Below are 18549 nucleotides of genomic sequence, written 5' to 3'. Positions count from 1 at the left end.
TCCTGCGCAAAAGTCAGCAATTTTATTTTCCCTATATTAAGTCAATAATTCCTAACGATGAAGCAAGGAGGTGCCCCATGCGTCAGTTTTATCAGCACTATTTTACCGCGATAGCGACGTTGTGCTGGCTGCGTTGGTTAAGCGTTCCACAGCGTTTAGCCATGCTTGAAGAACTGATGCAGTGGGAGGGGAGTGATTCTGAATACTGATTTGCGGACATCATGTGTGACTGAGTATTGGTGTTAATCGCCACGCCAGCAGTGAATACCTGCTGGCTTTTTTCTTTTTGGCGATTGAGTGCCGGACGGTGTACAAATTAACGCATAAACGCCGGTTGCTTCTCTTCATAAGTGGCAATAGCGTCGTCGTGCTGCAGGGTCAGACCGATGCTGTCCAGACCATTCATCATGCAGTGGCGGCGGAAGGCATCGATAGAAAAACGATACGTTTTATCACCCGCTTTCACCTCTTGCGCTTCCAGATCCACGGCGAAATGAATCCCTGGATTGGTTTGCACCAGTGCAAACAACTCATCCACTTCTGCATCACTTAATTTCACCGGCAGCAGTTGGTTGTTAAAGCTGTTGCCATAGAAGATGTCAGCGAAACTCGGCGCAATCACCACTTTAAAACCGTAGTCGGTCAATGCCCACGGTGCGTGCTCACGCGAGGAGCCGCAGCCGAAGTTCTCTCGTGCCAGCAAAATCGATGCGCCCTGATATTGCGGGAAGTTCAGCACGAAGTCCGGGTTTGGCTGTTGGCCTTTTTCATCCAGAAAACGCCAGTCGTTAAACAGATGCGCGCCAAAACCAGTACGCGTCACTTTCTGCAGAAACTGTTTCGGGATAATCGCATCGGTATCGACATTGGCGGCATCCAGCGGAACCACCAGGCCTGTATGTTTGATAAATTTCTCTGCCATGGTGTGCTCCTTATTTAATGTTGCGAATGTCGGCGAAATGTCCGGTCACAGCCGCGGCGGCAGCCATTGCCGGGCTGACCAGATGCGTGCGCCCGCCGCGCCCCTGGCGGCCTTCAAAGTTACGGTTGCTGGTGGAGGCGCAACGTTCGCCCGGATTCAGACGGTCGTTGTTCATCGCCAGACACATTGAGCAGCCAGGCAAACGCCATTCAAAACCGGCTTCAATAAAGATTTTGTCCAGACCTTCCGCTTCCGCCTGAGCTTTTACCGGGCCAGAGCCGGGAACCACCAGTGCCTGTACGCCTGGCGCGACTTTTCGCCCTTTGGCGATTTCCGCTGCCGCGCGTAAATCTTCAATGCGCGAGTTGGTGCAAGAACCGATAAACACTTTGTCGATAGCCACTTCTGTCAGTGGAATGCCCGGTTTCAGTCCCATATAGGCCAGCGCTTTTTCTGCCGACGCGCGTTCAACAGGATCAGCAAACGAAGCCGGGTCGGGAATATTGTCGTTCACGGAGATCACCTGACCGGGGTTCGTTCCCCAGGTGACCTGCGGGGCGATCTCTTCTGCTTGCAGAGTCACAACAGTATCGAAAGTTGCGCCTTCGTCGGTTTGCAGGGTTTTCCAGTAGGCGACGGCATCGTCAAAATCTTTGCCTTTCGGCGCATGCAGACGGCCTTTGACATAGTTAAAGGTGGTTTCGTCAGGTGCAACCAGACCGGCTTTCGCGCCCATTTCGATTGCCATATTGCACAGGGTCATACGACCTTCCATGCTTAAATCACGAATTGCTTCGCCGCAAAACTCCACCACATGCCCGGTGCCGCCAGCGCTGCCGGTTTTACCAATGATCGCCAGCACGATATCTTTCGCGGTAATGCCCGGTGCGGCTTTGCCCTGGACTTCAATTTTCATGGTCTTCGCACGACCCTGTTTCAGGGTTTGCGTTGCCAGTACGTGTTCAACTTCGGAAGTGCCGATACCAAAGGCCAGTGCGCCAAATGCGCCGTGGGTGGCGGTGTGCGAGTCGCCACAGACAATGGTCATCCCCGGCAAGGTGACGCCCTGTTCTGGCCCCATTACGTGGACGATCCCCTGATACGGGTGATTCAGGTCATACAGCTCGACGCCAAATTCTTTGCAGTTTTTGATCAGCTCCTGCATCTGGATCCGCGCCATTTCACCGCAGGCATTAATGTCTTTAGTCTGAGTTGAGACGTTGTGATCCATAGTGGCGAAGGTTTTCCCCGGCTGACGCACCGGGCGACCGTGGGCGCGCAGGCCATCGAACGCCTGCGGTGAGGTCACTTCATGCACCAGGTGGCGGTCGATATATAACAGCGGGGTTTCGTTTTCGGCTTCGTACACTACGTGAGCGTCGAACAATTTTTCGTATAACGTCTTAGCCATGATTACACCCCTTCTGCCACATAGCGGGCAATGATATCGCCCATTTCATCGGTACTAACGGCGGCAGCGCCACGGGCTAAATCCCCGGTACGAATGCCTTCTTCTAATGCGCGGTTAATGGCGCGTTCAATGGCGCAAGCCGCATCATCGGCATCCAGGCTGTAACGCAGCAGCAGCGCCAGCGACAGAATTTGCGCAATCGGGTTAGCGATGTTTTTGCCAGCGATATCTGGAGCCGAGCCGCCTGCCGGTTCATACAGACCAAAACCTTGCTCGTTCAGGCTGGCGGAAGGCAACATCCCCATCGAGCCAGTGATCATTGCGCACTCGTCAGACAGAATGTCGCCAAACAGGTTGGAGCACAGCAGAACGTCAAACTGTGATGGATCTTTAATCAGCTGCATGGTGGCGTTGTCGATGTACATATGCGCCAGTTCGACATCCGGATATTCAATGGCGATCTCATTAACAATTTCCCGCCATAAAATAGAGGATTGCAGCACATTGGCTTTGTCGATCGAGGTGACTTTGCGACGACGCTTGCGGGCAGATTCAAACGCGATACGGGCGATGCGTTCGATCTCAAAACGGTGATACACCTCGGTATCAAACGCTTTTTCATATTGTCCGCTACCTTCGCGGCCTTTTGGCTGACCAAAATAGATGCCGCCGGTCAGTTCGCGCACACACAGGATGTCGAAGCCGTTAGCGGCAATGTCAGCACGTAGTGGACAGAATGCTTCCAGCCCCTGATACAGTTTTGCCGGACGCAGATTGCTGAATAATTTGAAGTGCTTACGCAAAGGCAGCAGCGCGCCGCGTTCTGGTTGCTGGTCTGGTGGTAAATGTTCCCACTTCGGGCCGCCTACCGAGCCAAACAGCACGGCATCGGCTTGCTCGCAACCTTCAACCGTCGCAGGCGGCAGCGGCTGTCCGTGGTTATCAATGGCTGCGCCGCCTACATCGTAATGGCTGGTGGTGATGCGCATCGCAAAGCGGTTGCGCACGGCATCCAGCACTTTCAGCGCCTGGGTCATCACTTCCGGCCCGATCCCATCTCCGGGCAAAACGGCAATATGGTAATTCTTCGACATCACACGGTTTCCTTGTTGTTTTCGTTGTGTTGAGCTTTGCGTTGCAACTCTTTTTCGACTTCTGCGGCGCGCCAGATATTGTTCAGTACGTGCACCATGGCTTTGGCGGAGGACTCGACAATATCGGTGGCCAGGCCGACGCCGTGGAAGCGGCGACCGTTGTAGTTGGCGACGATATCCACCTGACCCAGCGCATCTTTACCGTGACCTTTGGCGGTCAGGCTGTATTTCACCAGTTCGACGTTATAGTCAGTGATACGGTTAATGGCCTGATAGACGGCATCGACCGGACCGTTACCGTTAGCGGCTTCTGCTTTGACTTCTTCGCCACAGGCCAGTTTGACGGCGGCAGTGGCAATATCGTTAGAGCCAGACTGCACGCTGAAGTAATCCAGACGGAAATGCTCTGGCTCTTCTTGCTGCTTACCGATGAAGGCCAGCGCCTCCAGATCGTAATCAAACACCTGACCTTTTTTGTCCGCCAGCTTCAGGAAAGCGTCGTACAAATTGTCTAAATTATATTCACTTTCTTTATAACCCATCTCATCCATGCGGTGTTTCACTGCCGCACGGCCTGAACGAGAAGTCAGATTCAGCTGGATTTGGTTCAGACCAATAGATTCTGGTGTCATGATTTCGTAGTTTTCGCGGTTTTTCAGCACGCCATCCTGGTGGATACCGGAGGAGTGTGCGAATGCGCCGCTGCCAACAATGGCTTTGTTTGCCGGGATCGGCATATTACAAATCTGGCTAACTAACTGGCTGGTGCGCCATATCTCCTGGTGATTAATGGCGGTGTGGACGTTGAGGATATCCTTACGAACTTTGATCGCCATGATCACTTCTTCCAGCGAACAGTTTCCGGCGCGTTCGCCGATCCCGTTCATTGCGCCTTCTACCTGCCGTGCTCCGGCATGTACCGCCGCCAGTGAGTTACCGACTGCCAGGCCTAAATCGTCGTGGGTGTGTACAGAAATAATGGCTTTGTCGATGTTAGGCACGCGTTCATACAGGCCGCTGATGATTCCGGCGAACTCAAACGGCATGGTGTAGCCCACGGTGTCCGGAATGTTGATGGTGGTGGCACCGGCGTTAATCGCCGCTTCGACCACTCGCGCCAGATCGGTAATCGGGGTACGCCCGGCATCTTCGCAAGAAAATTCAACGTCATCGGTGTAATTACGGGCGCGTTTCACCATATAGATAGCGCGTTCGATCACTTCATCCAGCGTGCTGCGCAGCTTGGTGGCGATGTGCATTGGGGAGGTCGCAATAAAGGTATGAATACGGAAGGCTTCGGCGACTTTCAGAGATTCAGCCGCCACATCGATATCTTTTTCCACGCAGCGAGCTAACGCACATACGCGGCTATTTTTGACCTGGCGGGCGATGGTTTGCACCGATTCAAAATCGCCCGGCGAAGAGACGGGGAAACCAACTTCCATTACGTCAACACCCATACGCTCAAGGGCCAGCGCAATTTGCAGTTTTTCTTTCGCACTCAGACTTGCCTGTAACGCCTGTTCACCGTCGCGTAATGTGGTATCGAAAATAATAACTTGCTGGCTCATGGTTTAGGTCCTTGTCTCTTTTAGAGCGCCTCGCTTCGGGCATAAAAAAACCCGCGCAATGGCGCGGGTTTTTTTTGACTGCGTGCTGGCTTAATGCTGGATGCCGCTCACTCGTCTACCGCGCAAAGAAGATGCGTTTAGTAGTAGTAGACCGATAAAGCGAACGATGTGAGTCATTAAATCAGCTCCAGATGAATGCGATATGCTTTTAGAGTTACTGGATACAAAAACGGATGTCAACCCTGTAGTAAGAAAAGCGGCTTTTCAGCGGTAATTTTGCATGTATCAAATTAGCTAATTGTGCTGTGTATACATAAACCAACAATATTAATTTCTGTCAGCCAGATCACACTTTTCATTAATTGACATACTTCAGCATAATTTATTGCATTTAATCAATAAGTGATATACGTATAGATAGTATCAATTACCTAACCCATCCTGATGATTTTTCTGTAATTATTTATTCGATGAATGTTTAATTATTGATGAGGCTTATATTATTGATAAGTTAATAAGGAAGATATGGGTGATTAATATATAAATTTTTAATTAAAGTGGCGATTTTATACATATCACGGATGATTGAGCATTCATGGTGATTATGATTATATTGTTTGTGTGACAAAAACATTATAGATAATCATGCTGTGGTGGGAGACTCTCTGCGCGGCGGTGGGTTTTGTTTTAAACAGAACTCTTATCTTTATGTTTTCCTAATTTTACTCATTTTCCTTTTTCTTATTTTATATGTATGGTAAATCATATTTTTCAGGATTATTTTTTTTCTGCATTCCGGTAAGGAAAAGGGAGTTAAGTGTGACAGTGGAGTTAAGTATGCCAGAGGTAAAAACAGATCATCCAGAACCAGCAGATTTTAGTAAGCCACAGCTGCGCATGGTCGATCTAAACTTATTAACTGTTTTCGATGCCGTGATGCAGGAGCAGAATATTACTCGTGCCGCTCATGTTCTGGGAATGTCGCAACCTGCGGTCAGTAACGCTGTTGCACGCCTGAAAGTGATGTTTAATGACGAGTTGTTTGTTCGTTATGGTCGTGGCATTCAGCCGACCGCTCGCGCATTTCAACTTTTTGGTTCTGTGCGCCAGGCGCTGCAATTAGTGCAAAACGAATTACCAGGTTCAGGTTTTGAGCCAGCCAGTAGCGAGCGGGTATTCCATCTCTGTGTTTGCAGCCCGTTAGACAGCATTCTGACCTCGCAGATTTATAATCACATTGAGCAGATTGCGCCAAATATACATGTTATGTTCAAGTCTTCATTAAATCAGAACACTGAACATCAGTTGCGCTATCAGGAAACGGAGTTCGTTATAAGTTATGAAGATTTCCACCGCCCTGAATTTACCAGTGTGCCGTTATTTAAAGATGAAATGGTGTTGGTAGCCAGTAAGAACCATCCGCATATTAAAGGTCCATTACTGAAACATGATGTTTATAACGAACAACATGCGGCGGTTTCGCTCGATCGTTTCGCCTCATTTAGTCAACCGTGGTACGACACAGTAGATAAGCAAGCCAGTATTGCTTATCAGGCATGGCAATGATGAGCGTCCTTAGCGTGGTGTCGCAAACTCACCTGGTCGCTATTGCGCCTCGTTGGCTGGCTGAAGAGTTCGCCGAATCTTTAGAATTACAGATATTGCCGCTGCCATTAAAACAGAATAGCAGAACCTGTTATCTCTCCTGGCATGAAGCTGCCGGGCGCGATAAAGGCCATCAGTGGATGGAAGAGCAATTAATTTCTATATGTAAACGCTAAACAAAAGCAGAATAAATCAGGCATTCCTTTCTGGTTTATTCTGCTTTTTTTATTAAATGCAGAATTTTGTTCTAAATGCATGTGTGCCAGATTTCATGAATAATTAAAAAAATAGAGAAATTGCTGTAAGTAGCCGAATCTAGCCAATTTATTATCAATTTACGCCTTCATTCTGGAGTATTTTATCGTTTCTTTTCTCCTTTCCTCCTGTTTATTCTTATTTCTTCACGTTTGTGACTCTGTCTGCCAATTGCTTAAGCAAGATCGGACGGTTAATGTGTTTTACACATTTTTTCCGCCAAACAGTGAGGCAGGCCATGGAGATGTTGTCTGGAGCCGAGATGGTCGTCCGATCGCTTATCGATCAGGGCGTTAAACAAGTATTCGGTTATCCCGGAGGCGCGGTCCTTGATATTTACGATGCATTGCATACCGTGGGGGGTATCGATCACGTATTAGTTCGTCATGAGCAAGCGGCTGTGCATATGGCCGATGGCCTGGCACGTGCAACCGGGGAAGTGGGGGTTGTGCTGGTGACGTCGGGTCCTGGGGCGACTAACGCGATTACTGGTATCGCTACTGCTTATATGGACTCCATTCCCTTGGTTGTCCTTTCTGGTCAGGTAGCGACCTCGCTGATAGGCTACGATGCCTTTCAGGAGTGCGACATGGTGGGAATTTCCCGCCCGGTGGTCAAACACAGTTTCCTGGTTAAGCAAACGGAAGACATTCCTCAGGTGCTGAAAAAGGCATTCTGGCTGGCGGCAAGTGGTCGTCCTGGGCCAGTGGTGGTTGATTTACCGAAAGATATTCTTAATCCGGCGAACAAATTACCCTACGTCTGGCCGGAGTCGGTCAGTATGCGTTCTTATAACCCGACAACACTGGGTCATAAGGGGCAGATTAAACGCGCATTGCAGACACTGGCGGCAGCGAAAAAACCGGTAGTTTACGTTGGCGGCGGCGCCGTGACTGCGAGTTGCCATCAACAACTCAAACAGATTATTGAGCAGCTTAATCTTCCCGTCGTCTCTTCATTAATGGGGCTGGGGGCGTTTCCGGCAACGCATCGTCAGGCGCTGGGGATGCTGGGAATGCACGGCACCTACGAAGCCAATATGACCATGCATAATGCCGATGTTATTTTTGCGGTCGGCGTGCGCTTTGACGATCGCACCACTAACAATCTGGCCAAGTACTGCCCGAATGCAACGGTTTTACATATTGATATCGATCCAACGTCGATCTCAAAAACCGTTACCGCCGACATTCCGATCGTTGGTGACGCGCGGTTGGTGCTGGATCAAATGCTGGAGTTGCTGGCACAAGAAACGGCTCACCAACCGTTGGATGAAATTCGTGACTGGTGGCAACAGATTGAACAGTGGCGCGCTCGCCAGTGCCTTAAATACGATACTCAGAGCGAAAAGATTAAACCGCAAGCGGTGATCGAGACACTCTGGCGGCTGACGAAAGGCGATGCATATGTCACGTCCGACGTCGGGCAGCACCAGATGTTCGCCGCGCTTTATTATCCTTTCGACAAACCGCGCCGCTGGATCAACTCCGGTGGTCTTGGCACTATGGGCTTTGGTTTGCCTGCGGCGCTGGGTGTCAAAATGGCATTGCCAGAAGAAACCGTGGTCTGCGTCACTGGCGACGGTAGCATTCAGATGAACATTCAGGAACTGTCTACCGCTTTGCAATATGAACTGCCGGTGCTGGTGGTGAATCTCAATAACCGCTATCTGGGGATGGTGAAGCAGTGGCAGGACATGATCTATTCCGGCCGCCATTCACAATCTTATATGCAGTCGCTACCGGATTTCGTTCGTCTGGCGGAAGCCTATGGCCATGTTGGGATCCAGATCTCTCATCCGCAAGAGCTGGAAAACAAACTTAGCGAGGCACTGGAACAGGTCCGCAATAATCGCCTGGTGTTTGTTGATGTCACTGTTGATGGCAGCGAGCACGTCTACCCGATGCAGATTCGTGGCGGCGGAATGGATGAAATGTGGTTAAGCAAAACGGAGAGAACCTGATTATGCGCCGGATATTATCCGTATTACTCGAAAATGAATCAGGCGCGTTATCCCGCGTGATCGGCCTCTTTTCCCAACGGGGCTATAACATTGAAAGCCTGACCGTTGCGCCAACCGACGATCCGACATTATCGCGTATGACTATCCAGACCGTGGGCGATGAAAAAGTGTTGGAGCAGATTGAAAAGCAATTACACAAGCTGGTCGATGTGCTGCGTGTTAGCGAACTGGGGCAGGGGGCGCATGTTGAGCGGGAAATCATGCTGGTGAAAATTCAGGCCAGTGGCTACGGACGTGACGAAGTGAAGCGAAATACGGAAATATTCCGTGGGCAAATCATTGATGTCACGCCATCGCTTTATACCGTTCAATTGGCGGGAACCAGCGATAAGCTTGATGCATTTTTAGCATCGATTCGCGATGTGGCGAAAATTGTGGAGGTCGCTCGTTCCGGCGTAGTAGGACTTTCGCGCGGCGATAAAATAATGCGTTGAGAATGATCTCAATGCGCAATTTACAGCCCAACATGTCACGTTGGGCTTTTTTTGCGAATTCAGTGGGAACCTGGAATAAAAGCAGTTGCCGCAGTTAATTTTCTGCGCTTAGATGTTAATGAATTTAACCCATGCCAGTACAATGGGTATGGTTTTTACATTTTACTCAAGGGGCAATTGTGAAACTGGATGAAATCGCTCGGCTGGCGGGAGTGTCGCGGACCACTGCAAGCTATGTTATTAACGGCAAAGCGAAGCAATACCGTGTGAGCGACAAAACCGTTGAAAAAGTCATGGCAGTGGTGCGTGAGCACAATTACCACCCAAATGCCGTGGCTGCTGGGCTTCGTGCTGGACGCACACGTTCGATTGGTCTTGTGATCCCCGATCTGGAGAACACAAGTTACACCCGTATCGCTAATTATCTTGAACGTCAGGCGCGGCAACGGGGTTATCAACTACTGATTGCTTGTTCCGAAGATCAGCCAGACAACGAAATGCGCTGTATTGAGCATCTTTTGCAGCGTCAGGTCGATGCCATCATTGTTTCGACGTCGCTGCCGCCGGAGCATCCTTTTTATCAACGCTGGGCTAACGACCCGTTCCCGATTGTCGCGCTGGACCGCGCCCTCGATCGTGAACACTTCACCAGCGTGGTTGGTGCCGACCAGGATGATGCAGAAATGCTGGCCGAAGAGTTACGTAAGTTTCCTGCTGAGACGGTGCTTTATCTTGGCGCGTTGCCGGAGCTTTCTGTCAGCTTCCTGCGCGAGCAGGGTTTCCGTACCGCCTGGAAAGATGATCCACGCGAAGTGCATTTCCTTTATGCCAACAGTTATGAGCGAGAAACCGCTGCCCAGTTGTTCGAAAAATGGCTGGAAACGCATCCGATGCCGCAGGCGCTGTTCACCACCTCATTTGCGTTGTTGCAAGGCGTTATGGATGTCACGCTGCGCCGCGATGGCAAACTGCCTTCTGATTTGGCAATTGCGACCTTTGGTGACAACGAATTGCTCGACTTCTTACAGTGTCCGGTATTGGCGGTAGCCCAGCGTCATCGCGACGTTGCGGAACGCGTACTGGAGATTGTGCTCGCCAGTCTGGACGAGCCGCGCAAACCAAAACCAGGCTTAACACGCATTAAACGTAATCTTTATCGTCGTGGTGTACTAAGCCGTAGATAAACATTACGAAAAGATGCGCCAGTGGATTTTACCTCTGGCGCATTGAGTACGTAATTGGACATCGATATCCATAATGTAAATAAGACTATTCTGGACAATTATCCATAAGCCCTCCTGAATATCCTGCCAATTAACTCCATTCGCTGCGCTGAATGATAATTAACTCGTAACGGTAGATTGCAATTGCATTATTTTGTTACAAGCAAATCGGCAATTGCCGATTAAACAAACACTTTTCTAAACTTTTGTCCAAAGTCGCTGGCATCAGGCATGGCGCACGTGCAACAGGGACTGTTATCCGGGGGAGATATGTCCTAAAATGCCGCTCGCGTCGCAAACTGACACTTTATATTTCCATTAAGGAAAATTGAGTCGTTTTTAAAACGGTAATGATGAATGGGATTTTTTCTTACAACTATTCATGACGTTAATTTGCTTCGTTTGTTGGGCGATTTTTAAACAATGCAGATATTAGCCGTAAACATTGGGTTTTTTGCTTCGGTAAGGAATGTTCCTGGCTTGACAAGCTTTTCCTCCGCTCCGTAAACTCCTTTTAGTGGGAATTTGTGGGATAAAGTGGTAATCGGGGGGAGACTGGCATGTTCCGGGGAGCAACGTTAGTCAATCTCGACAGTAAAGGGCGCTTATCGGTGCCTACCCGTTATCGGGAAGAACTGCTCGGGAGCGCTGCCGGTCAAATGGTGTGTACCATTGACATTCATCACCCGTGCCTGCTGCTTTACCCCCTTCCTGAATGGGAAATTATCGAGCACAAATTATCGCGTCTTTCGAGCATGAACCCTGTTGAACGTCGTGTTCAACGCCTTCTGTTAGGGCATGCCAGTGAGTGTCAGCTGGATAGCGCAGGTCGATTATTAATCGCGCCTGTGTTGCGGCAGCATGCCGGGCTGACGAAAGAAGTGATGCTGGTCGGGCAGTTCAATAAGTTCGAACTGTGGGATGAAACGACCTGGCATCAACAGGTCAGGGAAGATATCGACGCTGAACAGTCTGTTACCGAAAACTTGTCGGAGCGACTGCAGGACTTGTCTCTATAAAATGATGGAAAACTATAAACATACCACGGTACTGCTGGACGAAGCCGTAAATGGCCTCAATATCCGTCCTGACGGTATCTACATTGATGGAACTTTTGGTCGCGGTGGTCACTCACGTCTGATTCTTTCGCAACTTGGCGAAACGGGACGCTTGTTGGCAATCGATCGCGACCCGCAGGCTATTGCCGTCGCGAAGACTATTGATGATCCGCGCTTCTCCATCATTCATGGACCTTTCTCTGCGCTGGGCGAATATGTCGCCGAGCGCGATCTTATCGGCAAGATCGACGGCATTCTGCTCGATCTTGGCGTCTCTTCACCGCAACTCGATGATGCTGAACGCGGTTTTTCCTTTATGCGCGATGGCCCGTTGGACATGCGTATGGACCCGACGCGCGGTCAGTCTGCCGCCGAATGGCTACAAACCGCAGAAGAATCCGATATTGCCTGGGTATTAAAAACCTATGGCGAAGAGCGTTTTGCTAAACGTATTGCACGCGCCATTGTCGAGCGTAACCGCGAACAGCCGATGACCCGCACTAAAGAACTGGCAGAAGTCGTTGCTGCCGCAACGCCGGTGAAAGACAAATTCAAACATCCCGCGACCCGTACCTTCCAGGCGGTGCGCATTTGGGTGAACAGTGAACTGGAGGAGATAGAGCAGGCGCTAAAAAGCTCGCTTAACGTGCTGGCCCCAGGCGGGCGGCTTTCGATCATCAGTTTTCATTCGCTGGAAGATCGTATTGTGAAACGCTTTATGCGTGAAAACAGTCGCGGTCCACAAGTTCCGGCAGGGTTACCGATGACTGAAGAGCAGCTCAAAAAACTGGGTGGCCGTCAGTTGCGAGCACTAGGTAAGTTGATGCCGGGCGAAGAAGAGGTGGCAGAGAACCCTCGTGCCCGTAGTTCAGTTCTGCGTATTGCAGAGAGGACGAACGCATGATCAGCAGAGTGACAGAAGCCCTCAGCAAAGTTAAAGGATCGATGGGAAGCCACGAGCGCCATGCCTTGCCTGGCGTTATCGGTGACGATCTTTTGCGGTTTGGGAAGCTGCCGCTCTGCCTGTTCATTTGCATTATTTTGACGGCGGTGACTGTGGTGACCACGGCGCACCATACCCGTTTGCTCACCGCTCAGCGCGAACAACTGGTGCTGGAGCGAGACGCTTTAGACATTGAATGGCGTAACCTCATTCTTGAAGAGAATGCGCTCGGCGACCATAGCCGGGTGGAACGAATCGCCACGGAGAAGCTGCAAATGCAGCATGTTGATCCATCACAAGAAAATATCGTAGTGCAAAAATAAGGATAAACGCGACGCATGAAAGCAGCGGCGAAAACGCAGAAACCAAAACGTCAGGAAGAACATGCCAACTTTATCAGTTGGCGTTTTGCGTTGTTATGCGGCTGTATTTTATTGGCACTGGCTTTCCTGCTGGGGCGCGTTGCCTGGTTGCAGGTAATCTCCCCGGATATGCTGGTGAAAGAGGGCGACATGCGCTCTCTTCGCGTTCAGCAAGTCTCCACCTCCCGCGGCATGATTACCGACCGTTCTGGTCGTCCGTTAGCAGTGAGTGTGCCAGTAAAAGCGATCTGGGCCGACCCGAAAGAAGTGCATGAAGCCGGTGGCATCAGCGTCGGCGACCGCTGGAAGGCGCTGGCTAACGCGCTCAATATTCCGCTGGATCAACTTTCTGCCCGCATTAATGCCAACCCGAAAGGGCGCTTTATCTATCTGGCGCGTCAGGTTAACCCTGACATGGCTGAATACATCAAAAAACTGAAGCTGCCGGGGATTCATCTGCGCGAAGAATCTCGCCGTTACTACCCGTCTGGCGAAGTGACCGCTCACCTCATTGGCTTTACCAACGTCGATAGCCAGGGGATTGAGGGCGTCGAGAAAAGTTTTGATAAATGGCTTACCGGGCAACCGGGCGAACGTATTGTGCGTAAAGACCGCTATGGCCGTGTAATCGAAGATATTTCTTCTACCGACAGCCAGGCGGCGCACAACCTGGCGTTGAGTATTGATGAACGCCTGCAGGCGCTGGTTTATCGCGAACTGAACAACGCCGTGGCCTTTAACAAGGCGGAATCCGGTAGTGCCGTGCTGGTGGATGTCAACACTGGCGAAGTGCTGGCGATGGCTAACAGCCCGTCTTATAACCCAAACAATCTGAGTGGCACGCCGAAAGAGGCGATGCGTAACCGTACCATTACCGACGTGTTTGAACCGGGCTCTACTGTCAAACCGATGGTGGTGATGACTGCGTTGCAGCGCGGCGTGGTGCGGGAAAACTCGGTACTGAATACCGTTCCTTATCGAATTAACGGCCACGAAATTAAAGACGTGGCGCGCTACAGCGAATTAACCCTGACCGGGGTATTACAGAAGTCGAGTAACGTCGGTGTTTCCAAGCTGGCGTTAGCGATGCCGTCCTCAGCGTTAGTAGATACTTACTCACGTTTTGGGTTGGGAAAAGCGACCAATTTGGGGTTGGTCGGAGAACGCAGTGGCTTATATCCTCAAAAACAACGGTGGTCTGACATAGAGAGGGCCACCTTCTCTTTCGGCTACGGGCTAATGGTAACACCGTTACAGTTAGCGCGAGTCTACGCAACCATCGGCAGCTATGGTATCTATCGCCCGCTGTCGATTACCAAGGTTGACCCCCCGGTTCCTGGTGAACGTGTCTTCCCGGAATCCATTGTCCGCACTGTGGTGCATATGATGGAAAGCGTGGCACTACCGGGCGGCGGTGGCGTGAAGGCGGCGATTAAAGGCTATCGTATCGCCATTAAAACCGGTACCGCGAAAAAGGTCGGGCCGGATGGTCGCTACATCAATAAATATATTGCTTATACCGCAGGCGTTGCGCCTGCGAGTCAGCCGCGCTTCGCGCTGGTTGTTGTTATCAACGATCCGCAGGCGGGTAAATACTACGGCGGCGCCGTTTCCGCGCCGGTCTTTGGTGCCATCATGGGCGGCGTATTGCGCACCATGAACATCGAACCGGATGCGCTGACAACGGGTGATAAAAACGAATTTGTGATTAATCAAGGCGAGGGGACAGGTGGCAGATCGTAATTTGCGCGACCTTCTTGCTCCGTGGGTGCCAAACGCACCTTCGCGAGCACTGCGAGAGATGACACTCGACAGCCGTGTGGCTGCGTCGGGCGATCTTTTTGTAGCTGTAGTAGGTCATCAGGCGGACGGGCGTCGATATATCCCGCAGGCGATAGCGCAAGGTGTGGCTGCCATTATTGCTGAGGCAAAAGATGAGGCGACCGATGGTGAAATCCGTGAAATGCACGGCGTACCGGTCATCTATCTCAGCCAGCTCAATGAGCGTTTATCAGCGCTGGCGGGCCGCTTTTACCATGAACCCTCTGACAATTTACGTCTCGTGGGCGTTACGGGCACTAACGGCAAAACCACGACTACCCAGCTTCTGGCGCAGTGGAGTCAGTTGCTTGGTGAAACCAGCGCGGTGATGGGTACCGTAGGTAACGGCCTGCTGGGTAAAGTTATTCCGACGGAAAACACGACCGGTTCGGCAGTCGACGTTCAGCATGAGCTGGCGGGGCTGGTGGATCAGGGCGCGACTTTTTGCGCAATGGAAGTTTCCTCCCATGGGCTGGTACAACACCGTGTGGCAGCATTGAAATTTGCGGCGTCGGTTTTTACCAACTTAAGCCGCGATCACCTTGATTATCACGGTGATATGGAACATTACGAAGCCGCAAAATGGCTGCTTTATTCTGAACACCATTGCGGTCAGGCGATAGTCAACGCCGATGACGAAGTAGGCCGTCGCTGGCTGGCAAAACTACCAGACGCGGTTGCGGTGTCGATGGAAGACCATATCAATCTGAACTGTCATGGCCGCTGGCTGAAAGTGACCGATGTGAACTATCACGACAGCGGCGCGACTATCCGCTTTAGCTCAAGTTGGGGCGATGGGGAAATAGAAAGCCGCCTGATGGGCGCTTTTAACGTCAGCAACCTGATGTTGGCGCTGGCGACACTGCTGGCGCTGGGTTATCCGCTGGCGGATCTGCTAAAAACTGCCGCACGTCTGCAACCGGTTTGCGGACGTATGGAAGTGTTCACTGCGCCAGGCAAACCGACGGTGGTTGTGGATTACGCTCACACCCCGGATGCACTGGAAAAAGCTTTGCAGGCTGCACGTCTTCATTGTGCAGGCAAGCTGTGGTGCGTCTTCGGCTGTGGCGGCGATCGTGATAAAGGCAAGCGTCCACTGATGGGGGCGATTGCTGAAGAGTTTGCCGACGTGGCGGTGGTGACGGACGATAACCCGCGTACCGAAGAACCGCGCGCCATCATCAACGATATTCTGGCGGGAATGTTAGATGCCGGACGTGCCAAAGTGATGGAAGGCCGTGCCGAAGCGGTGACTTGCGCCGTTATGCAGGCTAAAGAGAATGATGTGGTGCTGGTCGCGGGCAAAGGCCATGAAGATTACCAGATTGTTGGCAATCAGCGCCTGGACTACTCCGATCGCGTCACGGTAGCGCGTCTGCTGGGGGTGATCGCATGATTAGCGTAACCCTTAGCCAACTTACCGATATTCTCAACGGTGAACTAAAAGGGGAAGATGTCACCCTGGATGCCGTAACGACTGACACGCGGAAACTGACGCCAGGCTGTCTGTTTGTCGCCCTGAAAGGCGAACGTTTCGATGCCCACGATTTTGCCGACCAGGCGAAAGCTGGCGGCGCAGGTGCATTACTGGTCAGCCGTCCGCTGGATATCGACCTGCCGCAGTTAATCGTTAAAGACACGCGTCTGGCATTCGGTGAACTGGCTGCATGGGTACGCCAGCAAGTTCCGGCTCGTGTGGTTGCTCTGACCGGTTCCTCTGGTAAAACCTCCGTTAAAGAGATGACTGCGGCGATTTTAAGCCAGTGCGGTAATACGCTTTATACCGCGGGCAATCTCAACAACGACATCGGCGTGCCAATGACGCTGCTGCGCTTAACGCCGGAATACGATTACGCAGTTATCGAACTTGGCGCGAACCATCAGGGCGAAATTGCCTGGACTGTTAGCCTGACCCGCCCGGAAGCGGCGCTGGTCAACAACCTGGCGGCGGCGCATCTGGAAGGTTTCGGTTCTTTGGCTGGCGTGGCAAAAGCGAAAGGCGAAATCTTTACCGGCTTGCCGGAAAACGGTATCGCCATTATGAACGCCGACAACAACGACTGGCTGAACTGGCAGAGCGTAATTGGCTCTCGCAAAGTGTGGCGTTTCTCACCCAATGCCGCCAACAGCGATTTCACCGCCACCAATATCCATGTGACTTCGCACGGCACTGAATTTACGCTGCAAACCCCAACAGGTAGTGTCGATGTTCTGCTGCCGTTGCCCGGGCGTCACAATATTGCGAATGCGCTGGCAGCCGCCGCGCTCTCCATGTCCGTGGGCGCAACGCTTGATGCTATCAAAGCGGGGCTGGCAAATCTGAAAGCCGTTCCCGGGCGTCTGTTCCCCATTCAACTGGCGGAAAACCAGTTGCTGCTCGACGACTCCTACAACGCCAATGTCGGTTCAATGACCGCAGCAGTCCAGGTACTGGCTGAAATGCCTGGCTACCGCGTGCTGGTGGTGGGCGATATGGCGGAACTGGGCGCTGAAAGCGAAGCCTGCCATGTACAGGTGGGCGAAGCGGCGAAGGCGGCTGGTATTGACCGCGTGTTAAGCGTGGGTAAACAAAGCCATGCTATCAGCACCGCCAGCGGTGTTGGCGAACATTTTGCGGATAAATCCGCGTTAATTGCGCGTCTTAAATCACTGATTGCAGAGCAACAGGTGATTACGATTTTAGTTAAGGGTTCACGTAGTGCCGCCATGGAAGAGGTGGTACGCGCTTTACAGGAGAATGGGACATGCTAGTTTGGCTGGCCGAACATTTGGTCAAATATTATTCCGGCTTTAACGTCTTTTCCTATCTGACGTTTCGCGCCATCGTCAGCCTGCTGACCGCGCTGTTCATCTCATTGTGGATGGGCCCGCGTATGATTGCCCAATTTGCAAAACTCTCCTTTGGTCAGGTCGTTCGTAACGATGGCCCGGAATCGCACTTTAGTAAGCGCGGTACGCCGACCATGGGCGGGATTATGATCCTGACGGCGATTGTGATCTCCGTACTGCTGTGGGCTTACCCGTCTAACCCGTATGTCTGGTGCGTACTGGTAGTGCTGATCGGTTACGGCATCATTGGCTTCGTTGATGACTATCGCAAAGTTGTACGCAAAGACACCAAAGGGTTGATCGCACGTTGGAAGTATTTCTGGATGTCGGTCATTGCGCTGGGTGTTGCTTTCGCTTTGTACCTTGCCGGGAAAGACACGCCAGCAACGCAGCTGGTGGTTCCGTTCTTTAAAGATGTGATGCCGCAACTGGGGCTGTTCTACATTCTGCTGGCTTACTTCGTCATTGTGGGGACTGGCAACGCGGTAAACCTGACCGATGGTCTCGACGGTCTGGCAATTATGCCGACCGTATTTGTCGCCGGTGGTTTTGCGCTGGTGGCGTGGGCAACCGGCAACATGAACTTTGCCAGCTATTTACACATACCGTATCTGCGACACGCCGGGGAACTGGTTATTGTCTGCACCGCGATAGTCGGGGCGGGGCTGGGCTTTCTGTGGTTTAACACCTATCCGGCACAGGTATTTATGGGTGACGTAGGTTCGCTGGCGTTAGGCGGCGCGCTGGGCATTATCGCCGTACTGCTGCGTCAGGAATTCCTGCTGGTGATTATGGGCGGTGTGTTTGTGGTTGAAACCCTGTCGGTTATTTTGCAGGTCGGCTCCTTTAAACTGCGCGGGCAACGTATTTTCCGCATGGCGCCGATTCATCACCACTATGAACTGAAAGGCTGGCCGGAACCGCGCGTCATTGTGCGCTTCTGGATTATTTCGCTGATGCTGGTCCTGATTGGTCTGGCAACGCTGAAGGTACGTTAA

At 51.6% G+C, this 18549-nt stretch carries 17 protein-coding genes and 1 pseudogene; 13 read left to right on the top strand and 5 right to left on the bottom strand.

Annotated features, from left to right (window positions below; translation table 11 throughout):
* Positions 1-77 precede the first annotated feature (77 nt).
* Positions 78-209 carry a glucose uptake inhibitor SgrT gene (gene sgrT, locus CRI63_RS06260; protein WP_130257853.1) on the top strand — a complete coding sequence of 44 codons (132 nt, stop codon included), beginning with the start codon at positions 78-80 and terminating at the stop codon, positions 207-209.
* Positions 210-316: 107 nt separating this feature from the next.
* Here the strand turns inward: sgrT and leuD are convergent, their stop codons facing one another.
* The 5 genes from leuD to leuL form a co-directional block, all read right to left on the bottom strand.
* Complete coding sequence (gene leuD, locus CRI63_RS06255) at positions 317-922, bottom strand: 3-isopropylmalate dehydratase small subunit (RefSeq protein ID WP_135518834.1); 606 nt, start codon at positions 920-922, stop codon at positions 317-319.
* 10 nt (positions 923-932) lie between these two features.
* Positions 933-2333 carry a 3-isopropylmalate dehydratase large subunit gene (gene leuC, locus CRI63_RS06250; RefSeq protein WP_001140645.1) on the bottom strand — a complete coding sequence of 467 codons (1401 nt, stop codon included), beginning with the start codon at positions 2331-2333 and terminating at the stop codon, positions 933-935.
* Between the two features lie 2 nt (positions 2334-2335).
* Complete coding sequence (leuB, locus tag CRI63_RS06245; protein ID WP_130204904.1) at positions 2336-3427, bottom strand: 3-isopropylmalate dehydrogenase; 1092 nt, start codon at positions 3425-3427, stop codon at positions 2336-2338.
* The gene (leuA, locus tag CRI63_RS06240; RefSeq protein ID WP_135518832.1) at positions 3427-4998 is read right to left on the bottom strand and encodes a 2-isopropylmalate synthase; all 1572 of its coding nucleotides are present in this window, start codon (positions 4996-4998) and stop codon (positions 3427-3429) included. The genes leuB and leuA overlap by 1 nt, the downstream gene beginning before the upstream one ends.
* Before the next feature lie 90 nt (positions 4999-5088).
* Entirely contained in the window at positions 5089-5175 is an 87-nt protein-coding gene (leuL, locus tag CRI63_RS06235; RefSeq protein WP_001300467.1) for a leu operon leader peptide, read from the bottom strand.
* Positions 5176-5835: 660 nt separating this feature from the next.
* Here leuL and leuO point away from each other — a divergent pair.
* The 12 genes and pseudogenes from leuO to mraY all read left to right on the top strand — a co-directional run bounded on the left by leuO (position 5836) and on the right by mraY (position 18549).
* Positions 5836-6779, top strand: a pseudogene (gene leuO, locus CRI63_RS06230) (transcriptional regulator LeuO).
* Positions 6780-7096: 317 nt separating this feature from the next.
* Positions 7097-8821: an acetolactate synthase 3 large subunit gene (gene ilvI, locus CRI63_RS06225; RefSeq protein ID WP_130204910.1), complete on the top strand. Its 1725-nt coding sequence runs from the start codon at positions 7097-7099 to the stop codon at positions 8819-8821.
* A gap of 2 nt (positions 8822-8823) precedes the next feature.
* Positions 8824-9315, top strand: coding sequence for an acetolactate synthase small subunit (gene ilvN, locus CRI63_RS06220; RefSeq protein ID WP_001252744.1), 492 nt, complete (start codon positions 8824-8826; stop codon positions 9313-9315).
* Positions 9316-9326: 11 nt separating this feature from the next.
* Positions 9327-9413: a hypothetical protein gene (locus tag CRI63_RS06215; protein ID WP_032160836.1), complete on the top strand. Its 87-nt coding sequence runs from the start codon at positions 9327-9329 to the stop codon at positions 9411-9413.
* Positions 9414-9494: 81 nt separating this feature from the next.
* Positions 9495-10499: a catabolite repressor/activator gene (gene cra / locus CRI63_RS06210; RefSeq protein ID WP_064525210.1), complete on the top strand. Its 1005-nt coding sequence runs from the start codon at positions 9495-9497 to the stop codon at positions 10497-10499.
* A gap of 599 nt (positions 10500-11098) precedes the next feature.
* Positions 11099-11557 (top strand): division/cell wall cluster transcriptional repressor MraZ, encoded by a 459-nt coding sequence (gene mraZ / locus CRI63_RS06205; protein ID WP_064525207.1) that lies wholly within the window; start codon positions 11099-11101, stop codon positions 11555-11557.
* Position 11558: 1 nt separating this feature from the next.
* Positions 11559-12500 carry a 16S rRNA (cytosine(1402)-N(4))-methyltransferase RsmH gene (rsmH, locus tag CRI63_RS06200; RefSeq protein ID WP_064525204.1) on the top strand — a complete coding sequence of 314 codons (942 nt, stop codon included), beginning with the start codon at positions 11559-11561 and terminating at the stop codon, positions 12498-12500.
* The gene (gene ftsL / locus CRI63_RS06195; protein ID WP_000625658.1) at positions 12497-12862 is read left to right on the top strand and encodes a cell division protein FtsL; all 366 of its coding nucleotides are present in this window, start codon (positions 12497-12499) and stop codon (positions 12860-12862) included. Before rsmH ends, ftsL begins: the two co-directional genes overlap by 4 nt.
* Positions 12863-12877: 15 nt before the next feature.
* A complete protein-coding gene (gene ftsI, locus CRI63_RS06190) occupies positions 12878-14644 on the top strand; it encodes a peptidoglycan glycosyltransferase FtsI (protein ID WP_000642222.1) in 1767 nt (588 codons plus the stop codon).
* Positions 14631-16118 (top strand): UDP-N-acetylmuramoyl-L-alanyl-D-glutamate--2,6-diaminopimelate ligase, encoded by a 1488-nt coding sequence (gene murE / locus CRI63_RS06185; RefSeq protein ID WP_135518830.1) that lies wholly within the window; start codon positions 14631-14633, stop codon positions 16116-16118. The genes ftsI and murE overlap by 14 nt, the downstream gene beginning before the upstream one ends.
* Complete coding sequence (murF, locus tag CRI63_RS06180; RefSeq protein WP_135518828.1) at positions 16115-17473, top strand: UDP-N-acetylmuramoyl-tripeptide--D-alanyl-D-alanine ligase; 1359 nt, start codon at positions 16115-16117, stop codon at positions 17471-17473. Before murE ends, murF begins: the two co-directional genes overlap by 4 nt.
* Positions 17467-18549 (top strand): phospho-N-acetylmuramoyl-pentapeptide-transferase, encoded by a 1083-nt coding sequence (gene mraY / locus CRI63_RS06175; protein ID WP_135518826.1) that lies wholly within the window; start codon positions 17467-17469, stop codon positions 18547-18549. The genes murF and mraY overlap by 7 nt, the downstream gene beginning before the upstream one ends.

The organism is Escherichia sp. E2661 (assembly GCF_004745185.1).
Classification (GTDB): domain Bacteria; phylum Pseudomonadota; class Gammaproteobacteria; order Enterobacterales; family Enterobacteriaceae; genus Escherichia.
The sequence above is the reverse complement of the archived record's forward strand: the minus strand, read 5'-3'. Positions and strand labels throughout refer to the sequence as shown.